Genomic DNA, 11,417 nt, shown 5'->3' with positions numbered 1-11,417 from the left:
ATTGAACATCGACCATTTCGGGTCTGCCGCCCACCATCACGCCAATACGTCCGACAGGTTTGGCGGCTTCTATCTGCACCTCGGATTTGGGGCGCACGAAAACCACCCTTTCCTGCCCATCCCGCATCAGCCGCCAGCGCAAGGTCTGTTCGGGTGACCGGGAAATCGCAGCGCGCAGCGCATAGGCATCTTGCACAGAGGCGTCGTTCACCGACAGGACACGATCACCGGGAAGCAGGCCTGCCTCCTCACCGCGTCCGCCCGCGATGACTTCGCCCAGAACGGGTTCAGAAAACGGCGATATCCAACCGATGGCCGCAAAGAGCGATGCGTCAACCGCTACGTTTTCGAGAGGTGCCAAATTCAGGGAGCGTACTTGCGCGCGCGCGACTGATGTTGCATCCCTATCGATTACCTTCAGGTAAGTAACGCTGCCCTCCACGCCAGCCTGTGTCAGCCACCAGCGCACATCTTCAAAGGTCTGTATGGGCTCGAGCGCATCAGGTGATGGACCCATCTCGATCACCCGCTCGCCCCCGACCCAACCAGCCTTCGCCGCCAACGATTGGGCAACCGGCGATGGAAGCACAGGGGCTGCTTGTGGCACCACCTGCCAATTTACCCATGCGTAGAGCGCTACAGCCAATAGCAAGTTCGCGGCAGGACCGGCCGCCACAATCGCGGCGCGCCTCGACAAAGTCTGTGTGTCAAAAGCCATCGACTTCTCATGCGCCGGCACCGGTCCGTCACGCCCGTCCAGCATCTTGACGTAGCCCCCCAAAGGCAACGCGCTCAGAACAAACTCAGTACCCGTGACCGATGAGGTCCAGCCCCAAACCCTCGGTCCGAATCCGATAGAAAAGCGAAGGACCCGGACACCGCAAAGTCGGGCGACAGAAAAATGGCCCCACTCATGTATTGCCACCAGCAGACCTATGGCAACGAGAAAAGCGAGGACCGTTTGCATCGTTGAATCACCAGCAGAAATCAGGGCGCCAAGCCGTTGCAAGTCTGGCGGGCAAGGCTGCGAGCCTCGCCATCCAGGGCCAGCAATGCAGCCAGATCAGATGGAGTTGCGAAGCTTAAGCGGTCAAGGATTGCCCGGTTAACGGCGTGGATCTGATCAAAGCGGATTTGTCGGTCCAGAAAGGCCGCCACCGCAATCTCATTAGCAGCGTTCAACACCACGGTGGCGCCCGATGGCCCTCGGAGGGTTTCCCATGCAAGGGCCAGTCCGGGGAATCGTGCCTTGTGGTCGGCCCGGTCAATGGGCTCGAAAGTCAGTGCAGACATCGTCGAAAAGTCCAGCGCTGCGGACCCCGAACTCACCCGTTGCGGCCAGGACAAACCATAGGCTATCGGGCCGCGCATATCGGGCGTTCCGAGTTGCGCGACAATAGAATGGTCCACGTACTGAACCATGGAGTGCACCACGCTCTGAGGGTGAATGACGACTTCAATCTGTTCGGGCTGCACGCCAAACAAATACTTCGCCTCAATCACTTCTAGGGCCTTGTTCATCATGGTGGCAGAGTCAACCGAAATTTTGCGACCCATGACCCAGTTGGGGTGCGCACATGCCTGCTCGGGGCTGGCGGCACGAATCTGCTCAGGACTCCAGCTTCGGAAGGGGCCGCCGGAGGCCGTCAAAATCAGCTTATCAATACCGCTGGCCCAGGTACTCCTGTCGTCCGGCAAGGACTGGAAGATGGCGGAGTGTTCACTGTCAATGGGCAGCAAGGTCGCCCCGCCCCGCTGTACAGCCGCCATGAACACATCGCCGCCAACCACTAGCGCCTCTTTGTTGGCCAAGAGAAGGCGCTTACCAGCCAGCGCGGCAGATAGACAGGACGACAAACCTGCGGCGCCCACAATCGCCGCCATCACGATGTCCGCGTCGGGGTGCGCGGACATCTCGTCCAATGCGTTAGCGCCCGACAGAACCTCGGTTGCCAATCCAGCTTGGGCTAAACGGCTCTTCAAATCGCTCGCGCTTACCGCGCTCACCATGACGGCATAACGTGGTGTGAACTCGAGGCATTGTGCGTACAAGAGGTCCACATTGGTGGACGCGGTCAGCGCAAAAGCAGAGAACTGCTCGGGATGGCGCCTCAGCACATCCAGCGTATTGACCCCAATGGAGCCCGTCGAACCCAACACCGCGACGCGTTTCATATTCAATCTGTCACAGCGACTGCAAGAGCATGGCAATCGGGAGCACGGGCAGCAAAGCGTCGACCCGGTCGAGCACACCTCCATGACCGGGCAGTAACTGGCTGCTGTCTTTGACACCCGCTGCACGTTTGATCAATGACTCAAGAAGGTCGCCGACAATGCTCATAACTCCCAACAGTAGAGCGGCCAGCAGCATCCAGGCTCCGTAGCGGGAAGCCAGAATGGTGTAGATGCTGGGGGAGTCTGCCACCATTGCGCTGTCGGCAAACCACCAGATCAGGGCCAGCACAGACACGCCCAACAAGCCCCCCAAGGCGCCCTCGCGCGTCTTCCCGGGGCTGATTTCAGGTGCGAGTTTCTTCGCAAACAAGCGGCCGCCAAACTTACGCCCGGCGAAGTAAGCCGCAATGTCAGCCATCCACACTAGCGCCATAACCGAGAACAGAAAATTAATGCCCTGCTTGCGCGCAGCCACCACAGCCAGCCATGCCACACACAGCAGCAAGAACCCCACAACCTGCCGAAAGCGAGGGCTCCAGGAAGACCAGGTCTGCACGCCATTGCGAATCAAGTACCCACCACCCAGCAACCAGGCCAACGATGCAGACAGCCAGATGGCCTGCATCTCAAAGGGCTGGACTTCGACGCTCCATAAGCCTGCGCAAACCAATGCGCATAGCAATGCCCCACCAACAGCCGCCTGGGGCTGCGCGCCATTGAGGCGCAGCCACTCCCAGGTACCACAGGTCATCAAGATGCCCGCGACGCAAGCAAAGGCCAGGGGGTCGGGGTAGAAAACCGCTGGAATTAACACCGCCAGCAAGGCGATGGCAGTCAGGACACGCAAGCGCAGCATAAGGAACCCTTTATGAATGAACCCATGTGCGTTCAGCTCAGTTGTTCGGACGTTTTGCCGAAGCGTCGCTCGCGCTTCTGAAACTCCGCGATCGCCTCGTCCAAATCCTGCTCGGTGAAATCAGGCCAAAGCCGGGGACTGAAAAACAACTCCGCATAGGCCGCCTGCCAGAGCAGGAAATTACTGATGCGATATTCGCCACCGGTGCGGATGAATAAATCCGGATCCGAAGAAGGCGAAAGCGCCAAGGCTGCGTCCAGAGACTGTTCAGTAATCGGCTCGCCTCGTTCCCTTAAAGCGTTGGCCGCCTGAACAATATCCCAACGACCGCCATAGTTGAAGCATACGTTGAGCGTCAGGGCTCTGTTACTTGCAGTTTCCAGCTCGGCCTGCAGCAGACGAGCGCTCACTTTTTCCGTCAGCCCTGCCCGGGTGCCGATGAATCGGAGTCGAACGCCCTCCTTTTTCAGTCGATCAAGCTCTCGTCCCAGAGAACCCACCAGAAGGTCCATCAAACCGGAAACCTCCTCCGTTGGACGGTTCCAGTTTTCTGACGAAAAAGCGAAGACAGTAAGGGTGGAGATATTCCGGGACCCACAGGCCTGCACGATACGCATCAACGCATCGACACCCTGCTTGTGACCGGCTAAACGCGGCAGGAACCGCTGGGATGCCCAACGCCCGTTGCCATCCATAACGATGGCAATGTGCGCTGGGTGTGGAGTCTGCGTGTCCGACATCAGTGCGAGGTCACACCGCCATGATGTCTTGTTCTTTGGACGATACGAGGCGGTCGATCTCAGTGATGTGCTTGTCAGTGGCTTTCTGGACGTCCGCTTCGCAGCGCTTCTGGTCATCCTCGGATGCCAGCTTGTCTTTCACCAGTTTTTTCACGGCTTCGTTGGCGTCGCGTCGCAGGTTACGAACTGCCACCTTGGCGCCCTCACCTTCGCCACGGACCACTTTGGTCAGCTCTTTACGGCGCTCTTCTGTCATGGCCGGCATGGGCACGCGAATCAGCTCGCCCATGCTCGAAGGGTTGAGCCCCAAGTCACTGTCGCGGATAGCCTTTTCAATCTTAGGAGCCATGTTTTTCTCCCAAGGCTGAACGCTGATAGTGCGCGCATCCAGCAGGGAGAGGTTGGCTACTTGGCTCAGTGGAACCATGGAACCGTAGTAATCCACTTGGACCGTATCCAGCAAAGCCGGATTAGCCCGACCGGTGCGGATTTTGGTCAGGTTGTTCTTCAGTGACGCAATGGACTGATCCATTTTGCCTTCCAGCGTCTTTTTGATTTCTTCAACAGACATAGTTTCCTCGTACTTAATCCGAGAGGGCTCTGGTGCGGATTACACGTGCACCAAAGTGCCCTCGTCGTCGCCCATGACGACGCGCTTTAGCGCGCCGTGCTTGAATATTGAGAAGACTTTGATTGGCAACTTCTGGTCCCGGCACAGCGCAAACGCAGCGGCATCCATGATTCCCAAATTTTGGCTCATGGCATCGTTGAAGCTGATCTTGGAGTATCGGGTTGCAGTGGGGTCTTTCTTCGGGTCGGCACTGTAGACGCCATCCACCTTGGTGGCCTTGAGCACGATCTCCGCCCCGATTTCCGCACCGCGCAGAGCTGCTGCTGTGTCGGTCGTAAAGAACGGATTGCCCGTGCCTGCTGCAAAAATCACCACCTTACCTTCTTCGAGGTACTGCAATGCTTTGGGCCGGACGTAAGGCTCTACCACCTGCTCGATACCGATGGCGGACATGACGCGTGCGGTGAGACCTGCCTTGTTCATGGTGTCACCCAAAGCCAACGCATTCATGACCGTCGCCAACATACCCATGTAATCGGCGGTCGCGCGGTCCATGCCGACAGAGCCTCCGGCGACCCCGCGAAAAATGTTACCGCCACCGATAACTACAGCCACCTCCACCCCCAGACGGGTGACCTCAGCGACCTCATCGACCATGCGAACAATGGTGTCACGGTTGATGCCGAACTGGTCATCGCCCATCAAGGCCTCGCCGGACAGCTTGAGCAAAATTCTCTTGTACGCTGGTTTGGATGCACTCATGGACGACTCCCGTTCGTTAAACAGCCACTAGCGAATCAGGCGGACTGCTGCGCTGCTGCAACCTGCGCGGCAACTTCCGCTGCAAAGTCGTCTACCTTTTTCTCAATGCCTTCTCCGACAACGTAGAGCGTGAAGCCTTTCACAGTGGTCGACACTGACTTGAGCATCTGCTCCACGGTCTGTTTGTCGTTTTTCACGAAGGGTTGGTTGAACAGTGAGACCTCTTTCAGGAATTTCTGCACGCCGCCCTCAATGCGTTTGGCCACGATGTCGGCAGACTGCACCGGCTTACCGGCGGCGGTAGCAACAGCAGCGTCTTCTGCTGCCTTGGCAGCCGCAACCGACCGCTCACGCTCCACCAGCTCCGCGGGCACCTGTTCCGAGGACAAAGAGACAGGTTTCATAGCGGCAACGTGCATTGCAACATCCTTCGCGGCGGCTTCGTCACCTTCAAACTCGACCACCACGCCGATGCGGGTGCCGTGCAGGTAAGAGGCCAGCTTCGTCGAACCATCAAAACGCTGGAAGCGGCGGAAAGTCATGTTCTCGCCGATCTTGCCAATCAGGCCCTTACGGACGTCTTCCAATGTGGGGCCAAAACCATCTTGCGCATAGGCCAGCGCGCTCAAGGCGGCGACGTCTGCGGGATTGTGCTCGGCAACCAAGGCAGCGGCCGCATTGGCCAAAGCAAGGAAACTTTCGTTCTTGGTCACGAAGTCGGTTTCACAGTTCACCTCAATCAGGGCTCCAGCGCCACCGGCCATGCTGCTTGCCACAACGCCTTCGGCGGTGACGCGGGCTGCGGCCTTACCGGCCTTGCTGCCGAGCTTGACGCGCAAGATTTCCTCTGCCTTGGCCATGTCGCCATCGGCCTCAGTCAGAGCTTTTTTGCATTCCATCATGGGGGCATCAGTCTTGCCACGCAGTTCCGCCACCATGCTCGCTGTAATTGCTGCCATATCTTTTCTCCGAGTTTCAACAGTTTAAATTAGGGCTAAAAAAAAGGGGCAACGAAGCCCCCTTTTTCGGGTGCGCACGTGCTTAAGCAGCTTCGCTCACTTCAACAAACTCATCATTACTTTCTGCCGCGACCGCCTTGACCACGTCGTCCACCGCATTGGAACGACCTTCCAGGATCGCGTCCGCGATGCCACGGGCATACAAAGTCACGGCCTTGGAGGAGTCATCGTTACCGGGGATCACGTAATCGATTCCTTCTGGGGAGTGGTTAGAGTCCACCACACCGATCAAAGGAATACCCAGCTTGCGTGCCTCTGCAATGGCAATCTTGTGGTAACCCACGTCGATCACAAAGATTGCATCAGGCAGTGCTGCCATGTCTTGGATGCCGCCGATATCTTTTTCCAGCTTTTCGAGCTCACGGGCGAACATGAGCTGCTCCTTCTTGCTCATGCTGTCCAAGCCGGCTTCCTGCTGGACTTTCATGTCCTTCAGGCGCTTGATAGACGTCTTGACAGTCTTGAAGTTCGTCAACATGCCGCCCAACCAGCGCTGGTCCACAAAAGGAACTCCAGCGCGCTGTGCTTCTGCAGACACGATTTCGCGGGCTTGCCGTTTGGTACCCACCATCAAGATGTTGCCGCGACGTGCCGAAAGCTGGCGCACGAAAGTGGCGGCTTCCTGAAACATAGGAAGCGACTTTTCCAAGTTGATGATGTGAATTTTGTTGCGGTGACCGAAGATGAACGGCGCCATCTTGGGGTTCCAGAAACGGGTTTGATGTCCAAAGTGAACGCCTGCTTCCAGCATTTCGCGCATTGTTACTGCCATAGTTACTCCAAAGGTTAGGTCTTAAAGCCACTCCGCTCATCTTCAGCAAAAATTTTGCTGAAAACACCTTGTGAGAGTGGTTTGTGATTAGCCCGGCAGTACGTCTGCCAAAGCCAGTCGAGTATAGCACGGGGCTCCCCGCCGAGACCCTCTGATTGGGCTTCGCCAAGACCCACTACCCGACGGCAATTGACGCCCGACAATGGTAAAAACCAGCCCAAGCTATGAAAAAATAGCGCGCAACGCGGTTTGCATGCGTCACAGAAAGCTGAAATGAAAATTGCCATCGTGGGGGCGGGAGTTGTTGGTATCGCCACGGCCTATGAATTGTCGGGTCAGGGAAATGACGTTACCGTGTTCGAGAAAAACAGCGCGGCCGGCGAGGCGGCCAGCTTTGCGAATGCGGGCATCCACAGCAATAGCTGCACCCTTCCGCTTTCGATCGCTGCGTTGCGCGGTAATCACCTCACCCGATTGATTCAAGCCACGCGCAGCTTGTCCACCGCGCACTGGTACAGCCCGGTCAACTTGCGGTGGCTCTGGGCTTACAGCGGCGCTGGCTCGACGGCGCGGGGCGAGCGATGCCTGCAGCACGGCCAGCAAATGGCGCGACTCGGAATGGAAATCACGGACGCCTTAATTTCCCGCGGGCAATGGGAAGTGGAACAAAGTGCAGGGCAGCTCATTGTCTTGGGGGGCGAAACTGATCTGGAACGTTATTCACTCGCACTTGAACTCCTGAAGGCGTCGGAGCAACCGTTCCGCGTTTTGGACGGCGCTGAATTGCAAGGTCTAGAGCCCTCGTTGCAAGGGATCGACAAGTTACACAAGGCGATCCATATCCCTGGGGACCGCATTATGAATTGCCGCCAATTCGCCTTATTGGCCAAGCAGGAGGCGCAGAAAGACGGGGTTGAATTTCACTTCGACACCGAGGTGCTTGCCATCGAGTCACAAAGCGGGCCGCTGTTGCGCACCGCGAGGGGCGATGTTTTGGGGTTTGACCAGATCATTGTCTGCACGGAGGCGCCCCTGCCGCAAGATATTTTGCGTCTGCGATTGAACTTGCCGCTTGCTCGCATCGACAGCTATGCGGTCAGCGTCGGCATCCGCGAGCCCTTGAATGCCCCGCGCAGCGCCGTGCAGGACCACGCATCCGGCATCACCATCAGCCGCATTGGCAAACGCCTGCGGGCCTGCGGTGGAGCCGAACTCAATCGCCCGACAAACGCTGCGCACGACAAACGGATGATTGGCAAACTCTTTCGCACGCTCGATCAGCGATTTCCCGGCGCTGCCAACTACGCCGGCGGAACCCAGGTCTGGCGCGGCAGCAGGACGTTCACCACCGATGGGCTACCGGTTGTTGGCCCCTCGGGCTTGCCCGGCGTATGGCTGAATTTGGCGCACGGAGCTTATGGCTGGACCCTGGCGACGGCAAGCGCTCGGCTGCTGTCCCAGCAGCTTGGGGGCAAACCGACCAGCGTTCCCTGCGAGCTGATCAGTCCCTTGCGTTTCAAGGGCTAGCCATGAATGCGGCGATGTCGGACCGCATCACCGCAGCTGTAGAGGCCATGCCCGCCTTCCCGAAAAGTGTGCAAAAGATTTTGGTGCTCACCCGCGACATCAACAGCCCGCCCAAAGACCTGGTAGGCGTGATCGGCAAGGACCCCGTATTGACGGTGAAGATCCTGAGGGTCGTGAACTCAGCGTATTACAGCCTGCCCAAGCAGATTACGTCCATCGGACACGCCGTGGTTTTTTTGGGGTTCAACACCATCAAGAACCTCGCCTTGAGCATCGCAGCCATCGGAATGTTGCCCGACAAGAACGACGCCGGCTTTGACAGCCACGCTTACTTTATGCACTCGCTGGTGACCGCTGGAATTGCCAAACGCCTGGCCGCCAAGACTGCCGATGCTGACCCGATGGACTGCTTCAGTGCGGGCTTGCTGCATGACTTCGGCAAGATTGTTTTTACGCAGTACTTGCCGCAGGAGTTCAAACGTGCTCTAGAGACAAGCGCCGCCGACGGTAGTTCGCTGCATCTCGCACTGCAGGCCTTTGCCGGCGCCGACCATGCCGAAGTGGGTGCCATGCTGCTGGAAAAATGGCGCTTTGCGCCTGCTTTTGTAGACGTCATCCGCCACCAGCAGCCCGACTCATTGACCGACTCCGGCATGGCCGCCTGCGTATTTGCTGCCAACCAGATCAGCAAACGTCTGGGACTTTGCGCTGGCAACGAGTTTGTGGCTGCCCTACCTTCACATGCTCAAATGCGGCTCGGGGGAAATTTGGACGAACTAACCAGCTCACTGGGCGATATCACCCGTATCGTCGATGAGGCTACAGTGTTTGCAAGGCTATGAAGGTGCGTTATGAAAGTCAGGTTCTGGGGAGTTCGTGGTTCCATCGCTTCGCCCGGACCGCACACGGTGCGTTTTGGTGGCAACACCACCTGCATCGAAATCCGTACCGACGATAACGAACTGATTATTCTGGACGCCGGCACGGGAATTTTCCCCCTCTCCCAGACGCTGCTTGCCGAAATGCCGGTCACCGCGCATGTGCTGATTACCCACTCACACTGGGATCACATCCAGGGGCTTCCGTTTTTTGTGCCAAATTTCATTGCGGGCAACACGCTTCGCATCTTCGGCGGCGTGGATCCTGTATCCGGCAAAGGCATCGAGCAGGTCATGTCGGTGCAGCTGCAGTACAGCTACTTTCCGGTCCGGGAAGAAGAGATGAAGGCCCGCATCGACTACGTCAACCTCATGCCCGGCCAGCCGGTGCGCATCGGCAGCGCCACGGTGACCCCCTGCCTTCTTAACCATCCCGTGGTCAATCTGGGCTACCGCATCGATTGCCATGGCAAGTCGGTCTTTTTCACCGGAGACCACGAGCCGCCCTACAACATCTACGAGCCAGGCGACGAGGGGTACGCTGACTACCAGGCCCTGGTGGACGCCAAGCAGCAAGCCATTCTGGATGCGGTCCGCGGCGTGGATGTCTACATTGCAGACTCGGCATACACCGACGCTGAATACGCCTCCAAGAAGGGCTGGGGTCATGGCACTTTTGGCTCCAGCATTGCGGGCGCGCATGCAGCCGGGGCCAAAGTGCTTTTTTGCACCCATCACGAGCCCACCCGCGGGGACGACGCATTGCAAGCCGCCTTCGCACAGGCACTCGCCGACCATTCAGCCATCACCTGCGGCTTGGACGTGCGCCTTGCTCGCGAGGGTGAAACCTATGAGTTTTGAGTGGATTGTTGACGCGAAAGGCCCCCGAAACGGCGCCCGGTACCCGCTGCTCGACACCGCTGCAACACGCGCTCTAGAGCTTTCGTTGGCCCGCCAGCGTCCGCCGGGCTTCTTGATGCAACAGGCGGGCCTTGCCTTGGCGCAACTCAGCCTCGCCGTGGCACCCCATGCCCGGCATTTCTGGATTGCCTGCGGCCGGGGCAACAATGGCGGCGATGGTCTTGAAGCCGCCAGTCACTTGCACCGCTGGGGTAAAGCCGTCTACATCAGCATGCCCGACGGCGACTCGCCGCTGCCGGAAGACTCAGCGCGGGCCCTTGGTAGGGCGATGCTATCGGGCTTGAACATTCACTCCGTGCCGCCATCAGGCTGGGAGGTGTGCATTGACGCACTGCTGGGAATTGGGTTGCGAGACGCCGCCCGGGGCACGAGCGCCTCATGGATAGAGCGAATGAACTCCAGCGGCTCCCCCATCATCGCAGCGGACCTACCGAGTGGCCTGCTGGCGGACACCGGAGCAGCGCCGGGCCCCTGCGTGCGAGCCACTCACACCCTGTGCATGATCACCTTGAAGCCCGGATTGTTCACCCACCAGGGGCGGGACATGTGCGGCAATGTTTGGCTCAACACCTTGGGCTGCAACGCGCCTGCAGAACCTACCGCCTGGCTGAATCCGGCACCTTCGGCGGCAGAGCGCCCCCACGCGTCACACAAAGGCAACTTTGGCGATGTGGCGATTGTGGGTGGCGCCGCAGGCATGGAAGGCGCGGCCGTCCTGGCAGCCCGAGCAGCACTCCAGGCTGGCGCAGGACGGGTGTACATCGCTTGCCTCCAGCCGCCAGCCACATCGGCGGGAATGGGCATTCCCGCTGACCTGATGCAACGCAGCGCTGAAGACTTGTCGCCATCCGATCTCACTGCTGTGGTTGGCTGCGGCGGTGGGGCTGACATCGCAGCCCTTCTACCGCGATGGCTTACCCAATCGCGACGCTTGGTGTTGGACGCAGATGCGTTAAACGCAATAGCGTCCGATGAGGCGCTCCGCGGCCTGCTGCAGCAGCGAGCGCCTGACTCCACCGTCATCACCCCGCACCCGCTCGAAGCGGCGCGCCTGCTGGGCAGCAGCGTGCAAGCCGTGCAGGCCAACCGGCTGGCCGCGGCAGGGCAATTAGCCTCCAGCTTGGGCTGCACCGTTGTACTCAAAGGCTCCGGCAGCGTGATTGCTTCGCCGGCCCATATCCCGCACATCAACCCCA

General features: G+C 58.9%; 12 protein-coding genes. 4 read left to right on the top strand and 8 right to left on the bottom strand.

Annotated features, from left to right (window positions below; all coding sequences use genetic code 11):
• From rseP to rpsB, 8 genes are all read right to left on the bottom strand, one after another.
• A partial coding sequence (rseP, locus tag Q0O05_RS09145; protein ID WP_293662320.1) for an RIP metalloprotease RseP occupies positions 1-967 on the bottom strand: 967 nt, incomplete at its 3' end.
• A 20-nt stretch (positions 968-987) separates the two neighbouring features.
• Positions 988-2,175 carry a 1-deoxy-D-xylulose-5-phosphate reductoisomerase gene (gene ispC, locus Q0O05_RS09140; RefSeq protein WP_293662318.1) on the bottom strand — a complete coding sequence of 396 codons (1,188 nt, stop codon included), beginning with the start codon at positions 2,173-2,175 and terminating at the stop codon, positions 988-990.
• Between the two features lie 10 nt (positions 2,176-2,185).
• Positions 2,186-3,031 (bottom strand): phosphatidate cytidylyltransferase, encoded by an 846-nt coding sequence (locus Q0O05_RS09135; protein ID WP_293662316.1) that lies wholly within the window; start codon positions 3,029-3,031, stop codon positions 2,186-2,188.
• Between the two features lie 32 nt (positions 3,032-3,063).
• Positions 3,064-3,771: a polyprenyl diphosphate synthase gene (uppS, locus tag Q0O05_RS09130; RefSeq protein WP_293662314.1), complete on the bottom strand. Its 708-nt coding sequence runs from the start codon at positions 3,769-3,771 to the stop codon at positions 3,064-3,066.
• Positions 3,772-3,781: 10 nt separating this feature from the next.
• Entirely contained in the window at positions 3,782-4,342 is a 561-nt protein-coding gene (frr, locus tag Q0O05_RS09125) for a ribosome recycling factor (RefSeq protein WP_293662312.1), read from the bottom strand.
• Positions 4,343-4,381: 39 nt separating this feature from the next.
• Positions 4,382-5,104 carry a UMP kinase gene (gene pyrH / locus Q0O05_RS09120; protein ID WP_293662310.1) on the bottom strand — a complete coding sequence of 241 codons (723 nt, stop codon included), beginning with the start codon at positions 5,102-5,104 and terminating at the stop codon, positions 4,382-4,384.
• A gap of 35 nt (positions 5,105-5,139) precedes the next feature.
• Positions 5,140-6,063 carry a translation elongation factor Ts gene (gene tsf / locus Q0O05_RS09115; protein ID WP_293662308.1) on the bottom strand — a complete coding sequence of 308 codons (924 nt, stop codon included), beginning with the start codon at positions 6,061-6,063 and terminating at the stop codon, positions 5,140-5,142.
• 82 nt (positions 6,064-6,145) lie between these two features.
• Entirely contained in the window at positions 6,146-6,895 is a 750-nt protein-coding gene (gene rpsB / locus Q0O05_RS09110) for a 30S ribosomal protein S2 (protein WP_293662306.1), read from the bottom strand.
• Positions 6,896-7,168: 273 nt separating this feature from the next.
• Here rpsB and Q0O05_RS09105 point away from each other — a divergent pair, with 273 nt between their 5' ends.
• The 4 genes from Q0O05_RS09105 to Q0O05_RS09090 form a co-directional block, all read left to right on the top strand.
• The gene (locus Q0O05_RS09105) at positions 7,169-8,422 is read left to right on the top strand and encodes an FAD-dependent oxidoreductase (RefSeq protein ID WP_293662304.1); all 1,254 of its coding nucleotides are present in this window, start codon (positions 7,169-7,171) and stop codon (positions 8,420-8,422) included.
• A gap of 2 nt (positions 8,423-8,424) precedes the next feature.
• Positions 8,425-9,264 (top strand): HDOD domain-containing protein, encoded by an 840-nt coding sequence (locus Q0O05_RS09100; RefSeq protein ID WP_293662303.1) that lies wholly within the window; start codon positions 8,425-8,427, stop codon positions 9,262-9,264.
• 9 nt (positions 9,265-9,273) lie between these two features.
• On the top strand, positions 9,274-10,161 hold the full coding sequence (locus tag Q0O05_RS09095; protein WP_293662301.1) for an MBL fold metallo-hydrolase: 888 nt from the start codon (positions 9,274-9,276) through the stop codon (positions 10,159-10,161).
• A partial coding sequence (locus tag Q0O05_RS09090; protein ID WP_293662299.1) for an NAD(P)H-hydrate epimerase occupies positions 10,151-11,417 on the top strand: 1,267 nt, incomplete at its 3' end. The genes Q0O05_RS09095 and Q0O05_RS09090, both read left to right, overlap by 11 nt.

The sequence above is a fragment of the Rhodoferax sp. OV413 genome, from assembly GCF_945881795.1.
Classification (GTDB): domain Bacteria; phylum Pseudomonadota; class Gammaproteobacteria; order Burkholderiales; family Burkholderiaceae_C; genus Allorhodoferax.
This window is presented reverse-complemented; position numbering and strand designations above follow the sequence as displayed.